A 20,580-nucleotide genomic window follows, 5' to 3' on the forward strand; every position below is an offset into this window, starting at 1 on the left:
GGCGGATCGCAGCTTTCTTGAAAGCAACTGCTTTCGTTTTATCGCCGTCATGATCAGTGCCCAATCGCGCTTCTATCGGCTGTTGATCTCGTGGCCATCTAATACCTTGAACGTTTTGAATCCCTGCCATTCAAATGCACGACGACAGCCGCCCCGGCTGTCACATACCTTTTCGCATATGATGTTCGGATTGCCGCCGAGGTTTGGCCGGATTTGAGGGTGTGCCCTGGCCGGACAATGGAACACCGATCCCGAACAAAGCCAACTGCAGATCAGGAGGATCGAATGAAAGCGGTGATTCAATGTGGTGGGATGGGTACGCGCCTTCGACCGTTTACATCGGTCCTGCCGAAACCATTAATGCCGATAGGGGCCAGGCCTGTTCTTGAGTTGCTTTTGAAGTGGCTGCGGCGCAACGGCATTGAAGAGGTATATATTACGACAGGGTATCTAGGACATTTGATCCGGAGCGTCTGCGGCGACGGATCGCAATGGAACTTGAAGATCAAATATACCCAGGAAATGGAGCCACTCGGCACCGTCGGACCTCTCTCTCTGATTAGGGATGAACTGAACGAAACATTTGTCGTTCTGAACGGCGATGTCCTCACAGATCTAAGCCTGAGCCGGTTTGTAGCCGCGCACCGCTTGCATAGGGATCCCGTTACGATCGCCACGGCATGCCGTCATATCAAGATGGACTTCGGCGTCATCGACGAGATCGACAATACCGTCCAGCTCTTCCGGGAAAAGCCGACGCTTTCCCATCTCGTCAGCATGGGGATTTACTGCATGAACCCAGATGTCCTGCGGTTCATTCCGTCCGGGATCCCATTTGGGTTCGATGACCTGATGCTGCAGATGATGCAGGGCGGCACGACCGTGCATGTTTACAAGCATGACGGTCTTTGGCTCGACATCGGTCGTGTCGATGACTTCCAGAATGCGCAGGCAATTGCCTGGGAAGATCAGTCGTCCTCAATCGAGGTCGCGGCTGCCGCCGCAGCCGCATGAAGGTCTGATGCAGAGGTCTAGCCACTAACAAGGCTTTCAGGAGGTCAAGATGCTCTTGGTGAGCGCCCCGATCCTAGGCGTGCCAGAGAAGGCAGCCGTGTCGCAGGTGATTGATAGCGGCTGGCTTACGATGGGGGACAGGGTACGAGAGTTCGAACAGGCCTTTGCCAGCATGCATGGCGCGCGAGATTGCGTTGCGGTTGGTTCCTGCACTGCAGCGCTCCATCTTCTCCTCCATGCTTTGGGCATCGGCCCTGGCGACGAAGTACTGGTTCCTTCGCTGACGTTCGTGGCGACGGCGAATGCGGTGCTGTATGTAGGGGCGACGCCGGTCTTCGTCGATATCGAGTCCGTCGACGTGCCGTTGATCTCGGTTGCGGAAGCCGAAGCGCGGTGCACGACGCGCACTAAAGCGGTCATTCTCGTTCACTTCGCCGGGTATCTCGCCGATCGGGAACAATGGCAGCGGTTCGCCCGGCTTCGCGGGCTGCATATCATCGAGGACGCTGCGCACGCGCCCGGGCTTAGGGAAGTCGGGACCTTCGGCGCCGCGGCCGCGTTCAGCTTCTATGGCAACAAGAACATGACAACGGCCGAAGGGGGCGCCGTGATTGCACGTGACCCCGATCTGCTCGACAGGGTTCGCCTGGCCCGCGGGCACGGAATGACCACGGGGACGCATCAGCGGCTGAACAGTCGTACGCCGCAATATGATGTCACGATGCTTGGATTCAACTACCGAATGGACGAGATGCGAGCGGCAATAGGCCTGGTTCAGCTGCAGAACCTGCAAGAGTGGAACGAAATCAGGCGTATCATAGCTGTCTTGTACCGACGCCTGATCGCGGACCGTTGCCCAGCTATTGTCATTCCATTTAGCGAACCCCGGACATCGGCTTACCACATCATGCCGATCGTCCTGCCGCGCTACGTGAGCCGGCAGGATGTCATCGACGAGTTGCGGACACAGGGCATACAAACCACCATCCACTACCCGCCGGTGCACCAAATGACGTTCTACCGCGAGCGCCTTCCCGGCGTGAGTTTGCCCCACACAGAGGATTTCGCTCAGCGAGAGCTCACAATTCCGCTGCACCCCCAGGTCACTTCCGCCGCCGCCGAATCAGTCGTGGCTGCCCTGGCAGCCGCGCTCAAAACAGGCGCGCTCAAAGCAGGCGCCCAAAGAGGAACTGCTGCATGAATGCGTTAGACCCTGCCTTTCACCGGATGTTCGTTCCAAATCCTGATCACGGCTTTGCGAGACGCGCAATCGATCTTGCGGTGGCGGGCATCGCTACCGTCGCATTGGCGCCATTGATGCTGCTGATCGCCGGAGCGCTTCTGCTCGAGGGCGGTGGCTCGATCTTGTTCGCTCAGACCCGCATCGGGGCCGGCGGCCGAACCTTCCGCATGTACAAATTTCGCAAATTCGGTGTGAACTGCGGCTCTCAAGGCCTTGCGCTGACGGTCGTGGGCGATACACGCATGACCACCGTTGGCCGCTTTCTCGCAGCGACGAAGCTGGACGAACTACCGCAGCTGTGGAATGTCCTCAAAGGCGAAATGGCGATCGTCGGTCCACGACCCGAGAGCCTGGCTTTCGCCGATTGTTTCCGGGGCGAGCTTAGGGCCGTGCTGCAATACAAGCCAGGCCTGCTGGGTCCAGCCCAGGTCGTTTTTCGGCACGAAGCACATTACTTCCCCCAATCCGTGGATCCGATCGTGTTCTACCGGGAGGTCATGTTCCCCGCCAAGGCAACACTGGACCTCTCGTATTATCCGCGACGCACCATCGTCTCCGACCTCGCGTGGATGGTGCGGGGAGTGCTGGCAGTGGTCGGTTGGGTTCCGGTACCGCCGATCGACGTTTGAATATCCAAGGGAAGCGTTCCAAACAGCCAAGGGAATGCGCAGTGATGAGCTACAATGGAAAGAAAGTCCTGGTGACCGGCGCGGACGGATTCATCGGTTCGCATGTCACGGAGGCGCTTGTTCGCAACGGGGCAGATGTCACAGCCCTTGCCCTTTACAATTCCTTTGACAGCCATGGATGGCTAGACGATCTGCCGGACACCATCCGCAGCCAGTTGAGGCTCGTCCGTGGTGACGTCCGCGACAGTGCGTTCCTTAACCGGATCATGCGCGGCCAAGCCGCGGTTTTTCATCTGGCGGCGCTTATTGCGATTCCATACTCCTACGCCGCCGCCCAGTCCTATGTGGAAACCAACATCTTAGGCACGGTGAATGTCCTCGAAGCGGCGCGCCTATGGGAGACGGAGCGGGTGATCCATACCTCGACGAGCGAGGTCTATGGAACTGCCCAAACCATGCCGATCGGCGAAACACACCCCCTGCAGGGACAGTCACCATATTCGGCATCCAAAATCGGCGCCGACATGATGGCGGAGTCCTACGCCAGGTCGTTCGATGTCCCTGTGGTCATCATGCGACCCTTCAACACGTATGGCCCGCGCCAGAGTGAGCGCGCCATCGTGCCGACCATTATCCGGCAAGTCCTCGACCCGAAATGTCCTGCAATCATGGTCGGCGATACCAGTCCGATCCGCGACCTGACCTATGTCGAAGATACCGCGACAGCGTTCCTGACCGCAGGTCTCGCCCAACTCGAGTTCGGCCACGCCTACAACGCTGGCAGCCAACGCGCCGCGACCGTCTCGGACGTATTGGCCATTGTTCTTGAGTTGACCGATTGCAAAAAGCCGGTCCGTCGTGATGAAAGGCGCCTGAGGCCGCAAAATTCCGAAGTTCGCGCCTTGCTCGCCGATTCCTCGCGCTTTGAACGTGAGACTGGATGGCGGACACAGACCAGCCTGCGCGATGGGCTGGAGCGAACAATCACGTGGTGGCGCGAGCGCCTTAGTGAAGGCCGGGTACGGCGCGAAGTGGGTTACATGACATGACCCTGGGCGGCCGTCATGCGTTGGCGCTGTTGCTGGCTGCCGGTGCCATATCTCCCAACATCTACGTTGCCGGCGGCCGTCAAAGCAAGGCAGCGGAGGCGGCGGCCACAGCGGTTGTGGACAACCTGCCGGGCTATGTGCACGAAACAAGGGATCCTTGGTCTGGCATGGTTTTCGCACGGATCACCAGACCGGGCGTTCTCGGCCGGGCGGGTGTATGCGGGAAGAAGTACTGCACCCACCGTTACTCAAGCGCACAGGCTTGGAATGCCGACCAGAGCCTGCTCCTGATCGCCAATGGCTGCGGTGGCCTGTGCTTTCTCGACGGACAAACCTACTTGCCTTTGTTCCACCGCAACCGCGCTACCGAATGCGAATGGCATCCCACTGATCCCGAGTTGATGATCTGCGTCGGGGGCCGGCAGATTGCGACATGGGCCCCACGTACCGATCATGAGGACGTCGTGTTCGCCTCCGGAGCGTACTCCAACCTCAAATTTGGACCCAACAAAGGCAATCCGAGCCGCGACGGCAGCCGGATTGCGGTGCGTGCAACGAACAATGACGGCCGAGCGGTGGTCTTTGCCTACGATCTCAAGCTACGGCAGAAATTCCCGGATATCGATCTTGCCGAATTCCCGGGAACAACCGGCTCCTGCTCAATCTCACCACTCGGAATCAACATAGTGTGTTCCCAGCAATTACCGGACGGAATCGAAGCGAGTTTCGTCTTCTCCATAGACGGCATATTGCGCCAGAAGTGGATGGAGCACCATCGACCAGGCCATGGCGACATGACGGTCGATTCCGACGGAAGCGAAATCTATGTCGGGATCAGCAAATCGGATCCTGACAAATATCAGGTGATCAAGCGCCACTTGGCTGATGGCAAGGCTACCTCGCTGATGAAATATGGCGAGGCCATGCATGCGTCACTCAGGTCGCTCGGCAGGCCCGGCTGGGTGTTTCTGAGTTATGGCGGCACGCCAGCCGAACTATCGCAGCACCCGGATTGGGCGCCTTACGCTCAGCAAGTCATTGCGCTGCGTCTAGACGGCAGTGGAGAGGTCCGCCGTGTCGCAGACACGCACAACGCGCCCTTCGACTACTGGAGCGAGACGCATGCCTCTCCGTCTCCAGACGGCTCCCAGGTGGTCTGGTCCAGCAACTGGGGCGTGCCCGGTGGCCCGGTATACGATTTCGTTACTCGTGTTGAATGGCCTTTGAAGCCGGTGTTCGACCGGAAGGAGATTGTCGCAAATGACCTTCAGTAGACGATACGTTCTTGGCGCAGTCGTGATGATGTCGCTAACCTCGATGGCTTGCGCAGGCGAGGTCGAGCCCTATCAACTCTCACCTGGCGATACGGTCGAGATAGGAATAGCGCCGATCCCTGATCGGACGCAGCGCGCCGTAGTCCAGATGGATGGCAATATCGCCCTTCCGGAGGCAGGGATGATCATGGTCGCAGGCCTGACGGCGTCTCAATTGCAAAGGCGAATGCAAGAGCTCTTGCCAAGCAAGATTTTTCACGTGCGTCTGACTGACGGGCGGGAGCAGACAGTTACTGTCGAGCCCGACGATGTCACAGCAATCATAGCGGACTATCGCCCGATCTATGTAACGGGCGATGTGCTCACCCCAGGACAACAGGCCTACCGTCCGCTCATGACTGTACGGCAGGCGCTGGCCGTTTCCGGCGGCTTCAGTTTTTTGCGATCACGGGCGGGCCAGGCCGGGCCTGATCCGGTCGATCTCAAGCGCGATTACGAAATGCTCTGGGGAGATTACACGAAAGAATACCTTCACGCTGCCCGCATTCGCGCCGAGCTTCAGGGCCAGGCGGATTTCGACAAGAAGACACCACAGGGATCACCTCTTTCGCCGAGCGTCGTAGCCGCGATGGCTCAGGCTGAAGCAGAGGCGCTAAAGGTTGCGCTGAGTGATTTCCGGCAAGAGCAGGATTTTCTGGAGAAGGGCCGGACGGACGCTGCCGAGCAAATTGGCGTTTTGCAGAAACGCGAACGAGTCGAGGGAGAGAGCGTGAAGGCGGATGAGCAAGATTTGGCGCGAGTGACGAAGGCATTCGATGCAGGCAATCTGACCAACACCCGGCTCGCGGATGTCAGGCGCGCGTTGCTTTTATCTTCAAGCGGCGCGCTTCAAACCTCGGTCGAACTGATGAGGGCGCGGCGCCAGCAGGAGGACTTTGTCAGACAGCACGAACGCAACGACAATCAAAGGAGGATTGGCCTGCTGACGGATCTGAAGGACACCAACGCCCGGCTGGCGGATGTCACCGCCAGGCTCCATGCCGCCAGCGAGAAGCTGCAGCCGACCGGAGCATCCACACAGCCATTGCCGATTGCCGGCGAAACGGTACGGGCCCAGGTGACCATCGTGCGCAAGATCGGCAATGAATGGCGCAAGCTGTTGGTTGACGAAGATGCGATTGTGCTGCCGGGGGATACTCTCGAAGCCAGATTCAGCAGTGAACTGCAAAGTGTGGCAGTCCAATAGGGCGTCAGCGCAGTCCGTGCGGAGCTTACTGTTCTATCGGGGGGCAACCCAACTGAACGGAGATCCAAGGTGAGGCGCATTTTCAACCAGGGAGCGACCCTGACACCCTCAACGAACGCGGATCAGATGACGCAGTCTGCAAGTTATGCTTCCCATATGCCGTCAGCGCGAATTGTGCGGTCCAGGTCGCGCGCCGGTGAGTCCGGAAATTGGCATGAATTTACGTCCAGCAAGGAGAGCAATGCGCAGGGCGGCTGGGTGTCGGACGGCTACAGGACCAGCCATTGCGCGCCCGGCTACGGCCTACATTACAACAAAACGCACAGTTCCGGCTATTATGGCGCGCTTTGGGAGAACATCGAAAAGCCCCTGATCCTCGACGTTCTTCGCCCCTTGAGCGGAGCGAGCCGAAACTGCCTCGATTTCGCATGCGGAACAGGTCGCATCGCCGAGGTAGCCGCCGGCCTCTTCAGCGAGGTGGTTGGCGCCGACGTTTCCAGAACTATGCTCGACAGCGCTCAAGTACCGCCCAATGTGAGTTTGCGTCACGTCGACGTGACAAGGGAGCAGTTGGGTATGACGTTCGATGTGGTAACCGCATTTCGTTTTTTCCTGAACGCAGAGGATGAACTGAAATGGCATGCACTGAAAGTGATCAATGAGCACCTTAAAGATGGCGGGCGGCTTGTGTGCAACGTTCACATGAATGCGACGTCGCCCGTCGGCCTGGCGTGCCGGCTGCTCAATCGAGTGTCTCGACGCACCATTCGCAACACGCTGAGCGCAGCGAGGTTCAAGGCCCTCCTGACTGCCTCGGGATTCACCGTCGAGCAGACGATACCGTACGGTTACCTGCCTCGGCCGGGAAACCTGTTGCCAGGGTTCTGTGAAATGATGATGCAGCCTGTCGAGAAGGCCTGCAGAAGGCTTCGCGTTCCTGGCCAGCTGGCGCAACACTTCCTGGTTGTTGCGAGGAAGCGCTAAATCCCGAGAAAGCCCCGAAACGGCAGGCAGCGGTTTTCTTGGGTGGCTCGCCCGGCATGAAGCCCGTCTAAATACGGTGGAACGGCAGTTTTCCCCCGATTTAATATGTGGGTTCCGGGTTTCTCGGGTCAGCGCCACGATTTTGCTACATTTTGACTAAAGTCCAATCATGTTAGTGGGGCGTAATATTAGAAGGCTAAGGGGATACGCTCCTGAACAGCAAGAGATTGTCCGTGCCCAGTGGGGCCAGTGAGCTTGCGCAACGATCTCTCACGGGAGGTCGAAACCCATGAACCCTGGTGGAAGGAGTTCGTCGGATCTGCGAGGCGCAATGCTTGGGACCGTGCCTGGCCTGGTAGGCGTCGGCGTCTTCTCGGCAGTCATAAACCTTCTCGCCCTGACCGGCTCGGTCTATATGCTGCAAATTTACGATCGCGTTTTACCTTCGCAGAGCGTTCCGACGCTTGTCGGGTTCACGATCGGAATGCTGGGTCTTTACGCTGTCTACGGGCTGTTGGATTTCGTGCGGCTGCGCCTGCTGGTTCGAGTGGGCAATCGTGTCCATAGGAATTTGAAGCAGAGGGTGTTCGGCCTCTCACTGTCCTTGCCGCTCATTGGCGGGCAGGATGCGAACCGGATACAGCCCCTCCGTGATCTCGATCAGTTACGCGGCTTCCTTTCCGGAATGGGGCCGACTGTCATCTTCGACGCTCCGTGGATTCCATTTTACCTGCTGATCATCTATTTCCTGCATCCTGCGCTCGGTCTGTTGTCCACAAGCGGTGCGATCATTGTCGTGCTGCTCACGGTCATGGCGGAAGTTCTTGGCCGCACATCGGTGACACGCGCGTCCGAGACGCTGGTGTCGCAACGCAATCTCGCCGAATCCGGACGCCGCAACGCGGAAGTCGTACGCGCGATGGGCCTTTCCGCACGGCTTGCCCACCGCTGGGGCGAGATCAATAACGCATATCTGCGGCACCAAGAGAGGCTTTCCGACGTCGTCGGCGCCACCGGGGCACTCTCTAGGGCACTGCGTTTGGCCTTGCAGTCCTGCGTTCTTGGACTGGGTGCCTACCTGGTGATAGGAGGCGAAGCCTCGCCAGGCGTGATCATCGCATCCTCCATCTTGCTGGGTCGCTCATTGGCTCCTGTTGACGCCGCTATCGCGAACTGGCGAGGCTTCGCCGCGTTCCGGCAAAGCTATTCGCAACTGGCAACGGCGCTGGCCGCTTTTCCTGACCGGGACGAACATATGGAACTTCCGCGCCCCCAAGCGGAGCTTGCGGTCGAGGACCTGACCATAGCGCCACCGGGCCAGCAAAAACCGACGGTAGCCAATGTCAACTTCCGCCTGGCTGCAGGGACGGGAATGGCCGTTGTCGGCCCGAGCGGCTCTGGCAAAAGCACGCTTGTGCGCGCGCTGGTGGGCGTCTGGCAGCCACTTCGCGGCACGGTGAGGCTGGACGACGCCTCGCTTGACCAATGGGACCAAGAACACCTTGGCGCACATATTGGCTACCTGCCCCAGGACGTCGAACTGTTTGATGGAACGGTTGCCGATAACATTTCGCGATTTGGCGGGAAGGGCGACGCCAAGGGCGTGCTGGCAGCTGCCAAGGCAGCGGGCGTCGACAAAATGATAATGCGATTGCCGAACGGTTTTCAAACACGCATGGGCGAGGGAGGAACAGCCTTGTCGGCTGGACAGCGGCAACTCGTAGGGCTTGCAAGGGCACTTTACGGCGATCCGTTTCTTGTCGTTCTGGACGAGCCGAATTCAAATCTGGACGTCGATGGCGATACCGCCTTGGCCGGCGCGATCCTGGCAGTGCGCAGACGTGGAGGCATCGTCATCGTAGTTGCGCACCGTCCTTCTGCCCTTACCAACATCGACAGGGTACTCGTAATGTCCAATGGGATGCTTCACGCCTTCGGCTCACGCGAGGAGGTCCTGGCCAACGTCATCCGCCCCTTTGCTGCGCCGGTTGAACGCCCGGCAGCGGCCGTCGCGATGCACAAAGGGGTGAGCGGTCACGCATGAGGAATATTTTTTTTTTGTCTGAGGCGACGATGGCTCCATCGGCCCCGATCGGCAATGGGAGCCGGCGCAACGCGATTTCGGGCACGCGCGATGGAATCGGGGCCAACCTGATCCTGGGTGCGGCGGTCACGGTTATGTTGCTTGCCGGCGGCGGGCTCTGGCTCGGTCTGACCAAGATTGCTGGCGCGGTAATTGCGCCGGCGACCGTGGTGGTCGAGAGCAACATAAAGAAGGTGCAGCATCTGACGGGCGGCACGATAGGTGGCATCTTCGCGCAAGACGGGGATCATGTACGGGCCGGCGATGTGATGGCACGGTTGGACGACACACTGACACGAGCCAATCTGCAGATAATTAGCAAGGATCTTGATCGGGCAACGGTTCGGCTTGTGCGGCTGGAGGCAGAGCGGCAAGGCCTGTCGGAGATGCAGCTTCCGTTCAGCCTTCAAGCGCGAATGGGCGAGCCGGAGCTGGCTGCGCTGGTGAACGGCGAGCGCACGCTGTTCGACAGCCGCGCTACGGCCCTCAACGGGCAGAAGGCACAATTGCAAAGCCGCTCAAAGCAACTCGAACGCCAAGTTGAGGGCCTCAAGGCGCAACAGACCGCGGAAGAACAATCCGTGGTCCTGCTGGATGGCGATCTTGTCGATGTACAGGCGCTTTTTACAAAGAAACTGGTGTCCAAAGAGCGACTTAGCAACATCAGACTGGATGCCACCCGGGCGCACGGAGAATCAGGGCGCCTCGCGGCGGCAGTTGCCGAGGCGCAGGCCCGGATCAGCGAGACCGAATTGCAGATTCTTCAGCTCGATGAACAAAGGCGTAGTGACGTAACGAGCGAACTTCGTGAAACGGAAGCCAAGCAAACCGAACTCAGCGAGCGCAAGGTTGTGGCACAGGACGAACTGGCCAAAACCACCATCCGCGCGCCGCAATCGGGAACCGTACAGGAATCTTCCATTCACACGATCGGCGGCGTGATTGCCGCGGGCGAGGTTCTCATGATGATTGTCCCTGACACCGGCAACCTTGTCGTCGACGCGCTGATTGCCCCGTCGCGCATAGATGACGTTCGTCCAGGTCAGCGGGTCTCGATCCGGTTTCCGGCTTTCGACGCCGGCACTACGCCTGCCTGCCAAGGGTCTGTCAAGCGCATCTCGGCGGACCTGATAAAAGATCAACAGCGCCAGCTTTCTTATTTCTCGGCGCGCATCAATGTCGAAGACAAGTCCACCTGTCTGACCGATGCCAAAGTGCTCAAACCCGGTATGCCAGCGGAGGTTCACATAAGTACGGACGAACACAGCGTCTGGTCTTATCTGCTGAAGCCGCTTACCGACCAGATGTCGAGGGCTTTCCGGGAATGACATGGCGGCTGTGAGCGGTCGACCGCGGGAACACGGCAGGCGTGCTTGCTGACATATTAGGGTAGGCGACGTGATGCCACAGGGGTGACGCCTGCGGCCGACGCGCGAGGCTCGTCTGGGACATTGTCCCGGCTACAAGGATGCCCCAACAGGATTTTCCTGGCCGCCTCACCAAGTCCTGCCCCGACAACAGCGTTAGTGTCCTGTCATCTTTTGCGCAACAAACAGCGCATACCGTTCCACGATCATCGACATGGGCAATTGCCTCACGAGGAGAGGTTCTTTGCTCCTACGACGCGGCGAGGGCCCTGCGGCGGACACGGCGTGCGGCATGCACCGTTCGGTCTGCAGTCACCGCTACATTTGCCACGTCAGATGTATGCGGCAAGGCGTTCGCGCTTCCATGCGACCTCTTGTAGGGCAGCAATTCCCTGACCCGAGCATTGACCGAGGCAATCTCGACCCGCAAGTCCTCGCATTCCTGCCGTCTCACATCGAGTTCAATCTGATCGGACGCCTGCTGCATGGACAGCTGTGCAAAATCTGCGGCGATCTTGGAAAGGTTCACCTTGTTGGTTTCGGCCTCCTCGGTGAGTGCGGCCAACCTTTCGTCGGTCACCTGTTTTTCGGCCAGGGCGTCGCTCCATTGTAGCTGGAGCCTGGCGATCTCGGCCGCGGCCTCGTTGTTTGCGTTTGAGGCGAGTTCGAAGCGCGATTGGAGACTTTGAATTTCTGAGCGCAATCCTCGGTTCTCAGCCTGGCAGCGTTTAAGCTCGCCATCCATGTCCGCCTGCATAATCCTGGCTGCTTCGGTCACCTCCCATAGCTTCGCCTGCGCAACCTCGAGTGAGGTGTGCAATTTGATTGCCTCTTTTTCGCTCTTGCCGAGCGCACTCAGCATTTCGGAATTTCGCGCAGCTTCGTTGGCATGGATCGTGGAGAAGGCATCCAGCCTATGCCGTGCCTCTTCCTCCCGCTTCATGGCCTTTTCCAGGTCAATAGACAGGCTCACATTCTTTTCACGCAGCTGTTTGTTCTCTCGGGAGCGCCTGTCGGCCTCGACATTTGCGGCGGCAAGCATGTTCGTGAGGTCGCCAAATTCCGCTTCGTTCTTTGTGGTGGTGTTCGCCGCTTCGACCAGCTCCAGCCTTGCCGCGGCCAACGCGCCACGGAGCACTTCACACTCCTGAACAAGGCTTGCCTGGCGCTGCTGCAATGTCTCGACGGTGCCTTGACGCTCACAGTACCGTCTGTTCAGGTCATTGAGTGTTTCCGACAAGTTCCTTTGATCTGCGATCAGATTTTGATTCGCCAACTCCAGTTCGTTGGCACGGAGAATGTCCGCGTGAAGGATGTGAAAAAACTCGGACGTCAGTTGACATGTGCTTGTAATTTCGGAGATTTTTGCGTTGATCTCCTCGAAATGGAGCTTGGCATCGTGGAACAAGCCGTTAAACGAGCTCACGGCAGCAATTCGGCTCTGCGTATGTGAGGTCATCCGATGCGCTGGTATCGGCGAGCTATCATCGTCGTCGCCGGCACCGTCCTCGCTTGGTACGCTGTCATCCTGTTCGTTGTTTTCGCCTGCCATGTTTGGCACGTCGGCGACATCCTCCAAATCGAGGCACTGGTCGACAGCGTTAGCCAAGTCAGCTTCGAGATCGTCGAACGACCTCTCCACATTGTCCTCGGCGCGTCTGATCAAATCCCTGAACTTCATGACTTCATCCCCTGCAGCCGCATGCCCGGACCATTGAGGCACGAGGACTGAGATGCTTTTGTATCGAGAGCTCAACTCAGCGTCTTCGTTCAATCAAACGATGCCAGGGCGCCGGCGCCGCGAGGAGCCGAGAGCTGCGATCGGAAGGCCCTACATCGGTCTAGGTGCCTGCTGACTTATTCTTGAGGACTGCGCGGCTCCCCTTCTTGCCATCGTCTTGGCGTCAATGGTGTGTTGCCTGGGCACATTAACAACTCAGGTGCAGAAGCCCCGACGAACGGCCCGGCACAGCCTCTTGTGGGGCGCATCAGGCGGCCGGGCCTAACCGGCGGTTGAGTGTTTTGGTTTGCCGGCTGACTCACCATGCGACATTGGCGAGGCAAGCGCATCATTCGAACGAATTGGGGACCGGCCGCCTGGCCGCTCAATCGCACTAAGCTTCCGTTGCCGGAGCTGGCGACGAGGTGCTTTGCCTTGAGCCTTGGTATCTACATACGAAGCGGCAATACGCGCCGATGGAGCAGTGGTCCGACCCGTCAAACTATCGCTGCAAAATGCGCGGCGGAAGGCATCCGAGGATATTCTCCGTTCAGCGGTAGGAGATCGAACGCGGGCGATCTTGCTGAACTCCCCAAACAATCCCGGCGGATATGTGTTCGGCAAGGAGGATCTGGAAACCATTGCCACATTTGCCGAGCGGCACAATCTATGGATCATCAGCGATGAGGTTTACCGCAGCACAGTGTTCGACGGCGAGTTCCTCTCAATAGCATTCAGTCCCGGAATGAGAGAGCGGACGATAATTGTGAACAGCCTGTCGAAGTCTCATGCAATGACCGGCTGGAGGCTAGGGTGGACGCTTGGGCCGGTCTCGGCATCAGTTCATCTGGAAAATCTTGCGCAATGCATGCTCTTCGGATCGCCGACCGTATTCAGGATGCCGCAGCGGTGACTCTCGATGAGGCGGTGACGCAGAGATGCGTTTCTTTTCGGACGCCCTTCTGCCGTTGATGTTGACCAATGCTGTGCGGATGTTCGCCGGGGATATGCGTGAACCTTATCGTCCGCTGCGGCGCTCAATTTGCTTGGGGTTCTTGGAACCGTTCCGAACTTTCTCCTTGCGCCTCCGATCGAGTTGCGCGTGCTCATGCGGGGCGCTGAGGTGTCTCGATCCGCAGTGGCGCGGCCATTATGCGACGATCAGCTTAGTTGAAATTTGTCCCCAGCGGACGGGAACGACGCTTGGCCATGTTAGTTGATGTGAATGGAGCAGCTAAGAAAAGATCTGGCATTGCTTACGCGACCCGGCTTCTGGATAGCTTTCGGCATTTTGTTGCTGCTTTACGGGATTCAGGTCTTTTTTCTAATTCGGGCATGCCAATGCCTTTAGCCTGGAACATCGATACCCCTAGCTGGAACGCGGTCTGTCCATCTCCCGGCGGCTGCGCCGATAGCGTTGATCAACGATATATTCATTTATAAGCCTGCTATTCCCGGGGATGCCGAGGTTGGCAGCGCCTGCATCGTTGACTACGCACGTGGCGCTCCCCTCAAGGTAGGTGGTTACCATTCTCGCGCAGCCGGTGAGCATTGGAGCCCGCACTGTGTTGGACGTGCGCTCATGCGTCGGGAAATTTCTTATAGACAGGGGAGGGTCTGTCAGGCTGGAAAATCACAAGCTGCCCCGCGAATGAGGAAGCAAAAAAGGTGCAAGACCAGATCGATTTCTTCCAGGCAACTCGGTCCTCGCATCATCGCCGATCAGCGGCCGTACCGTCGAGAACCAAAATGCGCACGATCTCAGCCGGTCGGCTTCGACCAAAACATGCGGACTACCGGACGGGGACAGTCGGTGCCGCGTCCCATCCTGTGGCCGGCGCTATGCTGACGCTCCTACGGTATCCCGTTCACCGCCCGCGCAGGAGGGCGAATTTCCTCCGTCCTGCGCGCGACAACCGTCCACTGTTGCGGCCGCACGCAGGACTGCGGCTTATACGCCGTTCTTCCTTTGAGCGGCGTCCAGTTCGCAGGGCTAAATCACCATTGGTATGCAGACGAGCCTCTCGGCGTCTGGACAGAGATCAATTGCGCTTTGCACCAGGGTTCCTGGATCGTAAGCTCCAAACACGCTGCAGTCGCCTGATATGGTCCACTACGTTGGCCGGCTCATACGGCTTCGCAAGGTGCGGGCCTTCCTGACAAAGGTCGCCCGCCGCGATCGCAGTTCGTTCTACTGCGGCGGAAAGCACTATTTTGACCTCGGGCTTGTTCTCGCGAACCCACTTCGACAGTTGGAACCCGTTCATGTTGCCCGGCAGGTCAACGTCACACAAGACGGTGTCGACACCGAACTCCGCATAGTTCAACGCTTGTTGCGCCTCACGTGCGAAATGGGCCTCAATCACCCTGTAGCCACAGTGGCGGAGATAGTCCGCGATGACGCATCGGGCGATGACGTCGCCGTCAACCACGAGGATCGTTTGGCTCTGTTGGTTCGGGGCTTCCATTGACGGAGAACGGTCAGCAACCGGCAGGGTTCCACGCATCATGACCTGCGCGGGATGCCGACCGAAGATCGCGGCGAGATCCTGCACGAAATGATCCCTGCCGGCGGGCGCATTCAATTCAGCGGAGCGATGCCGCACTGGTGACGCCGTCTACCACCTGGTCGACGAGACGGGCTAGAAGACATGGTCTCGAAGCTCAAGGGCAGCCCATATCGCAGCGGCAAACGAGCGCTTGGCGCAAGATCAAGTGCTTTGAGGAAAAGGAAATGCAAATCATCGGTGCACAGCGCGAGCGCGGCAAAGCTACCCAGGTGATCATCGCTGAAAAGGGCCTCTATAAAGGCGGCGCACTCGTCAACTTCAGTGCCGATGAGCGGCAAGCGCTTTGGGATCGCGTCCAGGGCAAGGTTGGCGGCCCGGTCCCGAAGGGGCATAAAAAGGACAAGGCCGAGTGGCTGAAGCCCGGACTGGTTGGCTGGGTCAAGACCCTCAAAGGCGAAGAGAAGCTGGGGCACGCAAGGCTGCTGGATTTCCGGGAGGATGATGCAAATGGCCATGCCTAAGAAAGATCAGGAACGCGCCACCTACGCTTGGATGTACGGCGCCCAAGCGCGCAAGGATGGCAAGGAGCGTGAGGTGCCAGCTGGCTGCAGGGCTTGACGGTGTGGCGATGGACGGTTTTGGCAAGACCAAAACCGTCAACGACGAGATGGAGGCCGAGGTCGACGAAGCCGCCGTCGAGCGCCCCGACGAATACCATTTGGTGTATGAATCTGTACGGTCGTTTTTGATTGAAGAAAGGGTTTCGGCGGGCCTATAAAGATTGCGTTTACCATTGCCTTTTTTGGGAGGATGCGATGGTTGCAACGCCCATAGATATCGCTCAAGCGGCCACTGCGACTACGGCTACCTTGCTGAAGTGGCAGAAGTCCATGGAGGAACGCGCCACGTTTCGCCAGAACATGGATCAATCGCGCAGGGCGATCCAAGCCTCACGCGAACTGCTGAAGCGCCTTCGCCAACGTCATCGCGACGAGATGTCGGAAAGTTCGGAAAATGCCGACCCGTCTACTGCGCCGATATCGCAACGCGCCGGCAGCTAGCGGGAGGCGACCAGAGCCGATGTGATGGGGAAAGTTTCACTGGCCGTTCCTTGGGTGGGCAGGCAAGTTAAACTTTGTCAACGAGCGGCCTTTTTCGCGCTCGCGGAAGCGCCACGTTGCTTTCGACCAGGCGCACGTGCTCGGCGTCGACAGTCACCAATGGCCGGAGGCTGACGGTTACCTTGTCCCCGTCGATGCGTGTGACAGGGCCGATCAATTCCATATGCTGGCCAATCACAGCCTTCCAAGTCGAATCGACAACAGAATGCGGGAAGTCGTAGGAGGGGATCGTCACGCTTATGCGATCGGGCGTCACCCGGCCGCGCACAATCGCCGTGACTGCGACCTCGTCGCCAACTTTGATACTTCCCCGAGCCATGCCCAAGACTTTGGAGCAGCCGGCGCCGGCGTCAAGATGAGGGGGAGCTAATAAAACCCCTCCGCGCCGCGATTGTGGCGCAGGGCGATCCGATCGCCGCCAGCGACTTAGCAGACCAATTGACGACAGCGGCCGAGAAGCCTGGCATCCCTGCCGACCAAATCAACGGCGAAATCGAAAGCGTCTTCGAACTGCTCTTAGAGGTGATGCGGCGCGAGAGTTGCGCGAGGAGAACCAGCCCGGAGGCTTCTCCGGGGCTGTGCCGGTCCTGTCCCGTTCCAGCGGATGAACTGCGCCTTCTGACCGGTGACCGTCTCAATCGACTTCAACAGGGGTCCATGGGCCTCAGGTAGAGCTTGGCAGTGCTCCCTGTGGTACGCCAGGAGCGGCCCGGCGATGCTCTTGTGCAGCGCTTCGGCTGCCGCCAGGAAGCGCTCGATTTCAGCCCGGGAAAGCTGTTCGGAAGGTTTGTTCTGGCCATTGGCGCTCTCCATTGAGGGCGTCGCCGCAACGAGGACCATAATTCTACATGCCAGGCCGTCTGACAAGCGCCTCGCCGGCCTTACCCGAAGGAAGACGCAGGGCCACGGCGCCAAGCGGAGCCATCAGGAGCAACCCGCAAAGATGAGCAACGGCAGGCCCGGCGACCTCCTTTGGCACACGGGACAAACAAGAAGGGCGCCGAGCCTTACCGGCGCTGCTTTGTGAGGGAGACGACGCCGGATGATGAGAGTATGCGATCGTGCTAATCTCTGCGAACCATGCGAATGAAGGAAAGCCGCGTGGCAGTGCCAATCAACGACGTTGAGACCAAGGTCGGCGGGTGCGATCAGGTTCGGACCATGATGACGGGCTGGTGGGCCTGCACATGGTGGTGGCTACCGCGCTACCGCCTTGCTTTGCGCCAGCCGGCGGCCCATGCCTCTGCCTCGCTGCACAGCCAGCGCTCGCTGTACTGAAACTGATCGTCGTCTTCCAGTAATGCTCCTGCCCTGGAACGTGATAAATCGCTCATCGGTACTGGTGGAAATGTTGCCCTTGATATCGCAGGCTCCCCGCGCCGGCCGTGCGGGTGCCACTCAGCCAGCCAGCTGGGATGAGCCGGTCAGGGAACCATCACCAGCGCCGGCAGATATTGCCGTCGCCACATCCACCGCCGCTTTGCGTTCTTGCGCCAGCGGTCGGCCTGATCCGCACCTTGATGACGCTGGACTTTGCCCACGCCCTCTCCCCCGAGTGCAGAATGCTTCCAAAGCGGTAGCGAGTCCCGACCGGAACATTAGCGCCGACTAACGGTTATTTCGGCAGTGTTCCGAACCGTGATTGGTAGAGCGTTGGTGGCGTTTCATCTTGTCTATTTTTCCGGCCTGACGGCAGACCAGCTGCTAGGCAGCGCCGTTTCTATGATAGTGTGTTTGCTGCTTTATCACGCTCTAGCTACGGACCCCTAACTGATGGTCCACTTCCCGGCTACCCGGCAATCGAAGCTCGCGCGACGTTCCCGACTTTTTCAGCATGATGAGAAGCGCCTCTAGGATTTGTTGTGCGCCCGTAGCCAGTGCCCATGCATTCGCGACGATCTCTTGCTCACGCTCTGTCATCCCGCCCTCCTAAAATATGTGGTCGGAGCGTGCTTTAGAAAGCTTCGCCCCAGCAGGGGCGTGCTTGACGATTTCGGCGAACAGAAAAAGTCGCCGGCTCCGCCCGACCAGGCCGGGATGGTCGTTGGGAAATTTGTTGACGGCGCTCGTGTTCACCTCACGTCCAACGCGGTTGAACTGCAGCTGACCGTCGATGTCGTGGCTGAGAATGTCCTTGAGGCTGGTCCTTTGGTCCCCGGGTCCAGCCAGACGTCATAGTATGCCTGGTAGAGAATGAGAGGCTGTTGATCATGCAACTGCTTCATCGGTTCTGCGGCAGGCTCTGTGATGATGGTGCAGCTGGTTATGTCGAGATTGGAATTGTAAGCCCAAAGCCCGGCGAACGAGAAAGGCGCGTGGCCTGGCTGGGGCAGCGAAGGGAGAGGCAATGAGCGCGTTCGCTATTGTTCTCCCTGAGCAGCACGTTCACGCGGCGGGTGCTCGGCCGGCAATCTGGGGAGCATGGCAGTTGCCGGCGCGGTTGATGTCGTCGACAATATCGTGCCATTCTACACCGATGCCTCGATGAAGACACTGAAGTCCATGCCCGAGTTCAAGGCGGTCTTCATGGCCAAGCCTAAGGCCATGCGCGAAATGATCATGCGCGAATGCAATGACGCGGCAATGAGCAAGCCCTACGCCGAGTTCTGCGCCGACGTGAATTCCCTCCGCGGAATGCAGTAGGTCATTCACGGCCGCGCAGTTTGACCACGAGGTGGGCGAATTGCCCTTATCACAATGACTGTCAGCTTCCGCCGGCAACAGCGTAATGCCAGCGGTGACCGACGCCGGCCCAGAGACTCCCCGGGCCGCTCCTCCCCAGCCTCCAGGCGAGCAGGCCGGCATCGGTCAGTAAGGTCCCGTCGGTGTGCAATATATCGTTGACGCCACGAATTGCGGACGTTCGAAACCGGCGATTGGCATTTCGTGTGACCAAATTCCGCGACTGTTTACTTGCGATCACAAGGCCCCGCAACCTGGAGGTTCCGAAGCGCCATACTGGAGTACCATTGGCGTGGTCACGCGATTTGAACCCGACAACGGTACTTGAACCAGACCAGGTTAAACGTCCGTTATCGTTTTGCGCCAGAAGCGGCCAGTCAGCTTCCGGCCAAATGCGGCAGCGCTCATACTACCATGCTCAAATACAGCTCGCATGGAACTAGTTGTCTTCTTGGGCCTTTGGTTCGCCAGACCATACGAGAGAATACGAGAGAAACGGCTTGGCGAACCATCCACTAACGTACTGATTTCCTGTAGAAAACGCTGACCCTCCGGGCCCACAAACTTACTACATCAATGATTACGCTTAATTCTCAAAGTTTGAATTGAGCGTTATTGGCTAAGTCTTTCCGCTAGAGTGAAATGGCTTTGGGCCTGTTCGTCAATTTGTCGGTCTTTCGTTGGCGCCTGTCACAGTAGCTAAGCCTCCCGGTCTCGAAAGAACCTGCAACGATGCGTGCGGTAATCGGCGGCAACCACGTGCAATTAGGCGGGTTCTGAACTCCGTATGGCGAGGACACGTATGAAGACGACTACCTGGGCGCATCCAGATCGTCATCCATAAGAATACGCTCGGCCTCGGATCGCCAAGATCTATGGCCTTCCGCATGCGATGACCGATGCCGGCATTTCCTATGGGTTTCACGGGCTTACCTATAGCCATATCGCTTCGCAGCTTCGGACCCGCTACGGACCCGCAGCTGGCGGCAAGGTGATCGTCGCCCATCTCGGCAGCGGTGCCAGTCTGTGCGCCATGAATGCTGGAATAAGTGTTGGGTTTTCGACATTGGACGGCCTCGTCATGAGCACGCGTTGCGGCGCGCTCAATCCTGGCGTCACCCTCCATTTGCTGAATGACCGGAAGCTGCAGACGGACGATTGGTCACCCTTCTCTACGAGCAATCCGGCCTGCTCGGAGTGTCGGGGATATCCGGTGATATGCGGACGCTAATCGACTCCGATGATCCTCTTGCCGCCGAAGCAGTCGATCTCTTCGTCTATCGTATCGCACGCGAGATCGGGTCGCTGGCCGCTGCGATAGGCGGACTGGACACGCTGGTGTTCAAGGCAGGCATACGCCAAAACGCGCCATATATTCGAGAGAGGGCCGGGGCTGTGGCCGGCTGGCTTGCGGTTAATATCGACCACAAGCTGAATGGGCGAGGCGACGAGGTCATCAGCCTTGCTGGTTCCGACGTCGACGCGCTTGTGATCCCCACCGATGAAGAGAGAGCCGTGGGGATCCAGCATCTGTGTGCCTCAAGCTTTGTCGCTCGTACCCTGAGCGCCGAACCTGATGCTACTCGCGCGGCGGGTGTCTCGACCTGTCAGGAGTTCGGCGGCAGCAGCATGGTCCGATAGCCGGCCATCAAGGCGAT

Annotated in this window: 18 protein-coding genes and 2 pseudogenes; 16 read left to right on the forward strand and 4 right to left on the reverse strand. The window is 58.8% G+C overall.

The features are described from left to right. Positions 1–285 precede the first annotated feature (285 nt). From NKK50_RS29595 to NKK50_RS29635, 9 genes are all read left to right on the forward strand, one after another. Positions 286–1,014: a nucleotidyltransferase family protein gene (locus NKK50_RS29595; RefSeq protein ID WP_023681041.1), complete on the forward strand. Its 729-nt coding sequence runs from the start codon at positions 286–288 to the stop codon at positions 1,012–1,014. A gap of 49 nt (positions 1,015–1,063) precedes the next feature. Then, positions 1,064–2,215 (forward strand): DegT/DnrJ/EryC1/StrS family aminotransferase, encoded by a 1,152-nt coding sequence (locus NKK50_RS29600; protein ID WP_023691490.1) that lies wholly within the window; start codon positions 1,064–1,066, stop codon positions 2,213–2,215. Then, positions 2,212–2,886 (forward strand): sugar transferase, encoded by a 675-nt coding sequence (locus tag NKK50_RS29605; RefSeq protein ID WP_023681043.1) that lies wholly within the window; start codon positions 2,212–2,214, stop codon positions 2,884–2,886. The genes NKK50_RS29600 and NKK50_RS29605 overlap by 4 nt, the downstream gene beginning before the upstream one ends. A 44-nt stretch (positions 2,887–2,930) precedes the next feature. After that, the gene (locus NKK50_RS29610; protein WP_023691489.1) at positions 2,931–3,935 is read left to right on the forward strand and encodes an SDR family NAD(P)-dependent oxidoreductase; all 1,005 of its coding nucleotides are present in this window, start codon (positions 2,931–2,933) and stop codon (positions 3,933–3,935) included. Then, positions 3,932–5,209, forward strand: a complete 1,278-nt coding sequence (locus NKK50_RS29615) for a hypothetical protein (RefSeq protein ID WP_352544282.1) — start codon at positions 3,932–3,934, stop codon at positions 5,207–5,209. Before NKK50_RS29610 ends, NKK50_RS29615 begins: the two co-directional genes overlap by 4 nt. Beyond that, positions 5,196–6,455 carry a polysaccharide biosynthesis/export family protein gene (locus NKK50_RS29620; RefSeq protein WP_023701104.1) on the forward strand — a complete coding sequence of 420 codons (1,260 nt, stop codon included), beginning with the start codon at positions 5,196–5,198 and terminating at the stop codon, positions 6,453–6,455. Before NKK50_RS29615 ends, NKK50_RS29620 begins: the two co-directional genes overlap by 14 nt. Positions 6,456–6,524: 69 nt before the next feature. After that, positions 6,525–7,439, forward strand: coding sequence for a class I SAM-dependent methyltransferase (locus NKK50_RS29625; protein WP_352544283.1), 915 nt, complete (start codon positions 6,525–6,527; stop codon positions 7,437–7,439). Positions 7,440–7,770: 331 nt separating this feature from the next. Continuing rightward, positions 7,771–9,483, forward strand: coding sequence for a type I secretion system permease/ATPase (locus NKK50_RS29630; RefSeq protein ID WP_352544284.1), 1,713 nt, complete (start codon positions 7,771–7,773; stop codon positions 9,481–9,483). Positions 9,484–9,512: 29 nt separating this feature from the next. Beyond that, positions 9,513–10,850: an HlyD family type I secretion periplasmic adaptor subunit gene (locus tag NKK50_RS29635; RefSeq protein WP_023701101.1), complete on the forward strand. Its 1,338-nt coding sequence runs from the start codon at positions 9,513–9,515 to the stop codon at positions 10,848–10,850. Positions 10,851–11,139: 289 nt separating this feature from the next. Here the strand turns inward: NKK50_RS29635 and NKK50_RS29640 are convergent, their stop codons facing one another. Further along, complete coding sequence (locus tag NKK50_RS29640; RefSeq protein WP_023821907.1) at positions 11,140–12,570, reverse strand: coiled-coil domain-containing protein; 1,431 nt, start codon at positions 12,568–12,570, stop codon at positions 11,140–11,142. A 481-nt stretch (positions 12,571–13,051) separates the two neighbouring features. Between NKK50_RS29640 and NKK50_RS29645 the strand changes: the two genes are divergently transcribed. Then, on the forward strand, positions 13,052–13,522 hold the full coding sequence (locus NKK50_RS29645) for a pyridoxal phosphate-dependent aminotransferase (RefSeq protein ID WP_081726094.1): 471 nt from the start codon (positions 13,052–13,054) through the stop codon (positions 13,520–13,522). Positions 13,523–14,651: 1,129 nt separating this feature from the next. Here NKK50_RS29645 and NKK50_RS29650 read toward each other — a convergent pair. Beyond that, positions 14,652–15,164, reverse strand: coding sequence for a response regulator (locus NKK50_RS29650; protein ID WP_023753040.1), 513 nt, complete (start codon positions 15,162–15,164; stop codon positions 14,652–14,654). Positions 15,165–15,343: 179 nt separating this feature from the next. Here NKK50_RS29650 and NKK50_RS29655 point away from each other — a divergent pair, with 179 nt between their 5' ends. From NKK50_RS29655 to NKK50_RS29670, 4 genes are all read left to right on the forward strand, one after another. Next, positions 15,344–15,640: an ATP-dependent DNA ligase gene (locus NKK50_RS29655; RefSeq protein ID WP_023701099.1), complete on the forward strand. Its 297-nt coding sequence runs from the start codon at positions 15,344–15,346 to the stop codon at positions 15,638–15,640. Between the two features lie 107 nt (positions 15,641–15,747). After that, entirely contained in the window at positions 15,748–15,897 is a 150-nt protein-coding gene (locus tag NKK50_RS29660; RefSeq protein ID WP_023815062.1) for a hypothetical protein, read from the forward strand. Between the two features lie 37 nt (positions 15,898–15,934). Continuing rightward, positions 15,935–16,180, forward strand: coding sequence for a hypothetical protein (locus NKK50_RS29665; RefSeq protein ID WP_023714697.1), 246 nt, complete (start codon positions 15,935–15,937; stop codon positions 16,178–16,180). 1,161 nt (positions 16,181–17,341) lie between these two features. Next, a complete protein-coding gene (locus NKK50_RS29670; RefSeq protein WP_155929682.1) occupies positions 17,342–17,518 on the forward strand; it encodes a hypothetical protein in 177 nt (58 codons plus the stop codon). On the opposite strand, the pseudogene NKK50_RS31435 reads toward NKK50_RS29670, so the two are convergent. After that, positions 17,446–17,608: pseudogene (locus NKK50_RS31435) on the reverse strand (sunset domain-containing protein); the annotation flags it as partial. The gene NKK50_RS29670 and the pseudogene NKK50_RS31435 sit on opposite strands and share 73 nt — an antisense overlap. A 704-nt stretch (positions 17,609–18,312) precedes the next feature. Continuing rightward, complete coding sequence (locus tag NKK50_RS29675) at positions 18,313–18,588, reverse strand: SOS response-associated peptidase family protein (protein ID WP_245265753.1); 276 nt, start codon at positions 18,586–18,588, stop codon at positions 18,313–18,315. Positions 18,589–18,661: 73 nt separating this feature from the next. Between NKK50_RS29675 and NKK50_RS29680 the strand changes: the two genes are divergently transcribed. Both NKK50_RS29680 and NKK50_RS29685 read left to right on the forward strand, forming a co-directional pair. Continuing rightward, positions 18,662–18,883 carry a hypothetical protein gene (locus NKK50_RS29680; protein WP_023744445.1) on the forward strand — a complete coding sequence of 74 codons (222 nt, stop codon included), beginning with the start codon at positions 18,662–18,664 and terminating at the stop codon, positions 18,881–18,883. Between the two features lie 931 nt (positions 18,884–19,814). Next, positions 19,815–20,563: pseudogene (locus tag NKK50_RS29685) on the forward strand (hypothetical protein). Positions 20,564–20,580 lie beyond the last annotated feature (17 nt).

This window comes from Mesorhizobium sp. M0001 (assembly GCF_040324255.1).
In the GTDB taxonomy this organism is placed as follows: Bacteria; Pseudomonadota; Alphaproteobacteria; order Rhizobiales; family Rhizobiaceae; genus Mesorhizobium.

Bases quoted from the DNA above. Each gene is read 5' to 3' on its own strand.
- NKK50_RS29600 (WP_023691490.1), top strand. From the start codon at position 1,064: ATGCTCTTGGTGAGCGCCCCGATCCTAGGCGTGCCAGAGAAGGCAGCC.
- NKK50_RS29665 (WP_023714697.1), top strand. From the start codon at position 15,935: ATGGTTGCAACGCCCATAGATATCGCTCAAGCGGCCACTGCGACTACG.
- NKK50_RS29635 (WP_023701101.1), top strand. From the start codon at position 9,513: ATGGCTCCATCGGCCCCGATCGGCAATGGGAGCCGGCGCAACGCGATT.
- NKK50_RS29630 (WP_352544284.1), top strand. From the start codon at position 7,771: ATGCTTGGGACCGTGCCTGGCCTGGTAGGCGTCGGCGTCTTCTCGGCA.
- NKK50_RS29615 (WP_352544282.1), top strand. From the start codon at position 3,932: ATGACCCTGGGCGGCCGTCATGCGTTGGCGCTGTTGCTGGCTGCCGGT.
- NKK50_RS29655 (WP_023701099.1), top strand. From the start codon at position 15,344: ATGCAAATCATCGGTGCACAGCGCGAGCGCGGCAAAGCTACCCAGGTG.
- NKK50_RS29640 (WP_023821907.1), bottom strand. From the start codon at position 12,570: ATGAAGTTCAGGGATTTGATCAGACGCGCCGAGGACAATGTGGAGAGG.
- NKK50_RS29660 (WP_023815062.1), top strand. From the start codon at position 15,748: ATGGACGGTTTTGGCAAGACCAAAACCGTCAACGACGAGATGGAGGCC.
- NKK50_RS29680 (WP_023744445.1), top strand. From the start codon at position 18,662: ATGGCAGTTGCCGGCGCGGTTGATGTCGTCGACAATATCGTGCCATTC.
- NKK50_RS29610 (WP_023691489.1), top strand. From the start codon at position 2,931: ATGAGCTACAATGGAAAGAAAGTCCTGGTGACCGGCGCGGACGGATTC.
- NKK50_RS29620 (WP_023701104.1), top strand. From the start codon at position 5,196: ATGACCTTCAGTAGACGATACGTTCTTGGCGCAGTCGTGATGATGTCG.
- NKK50_RS29605 (WP_023681043.1), top strand. From the start codon at position 2,212: ATGAATGCGTTAGACCCTGCCTTTCACCGGATGTTCGTTCCAAATCCT.
- NKK50_RS29595 (WP_023681041.1), top strand. From the start codon at position 286: ATGAAAGCGGTGATTCAATGTGGTGGGATGGGTACGCGCCTTCGACCG.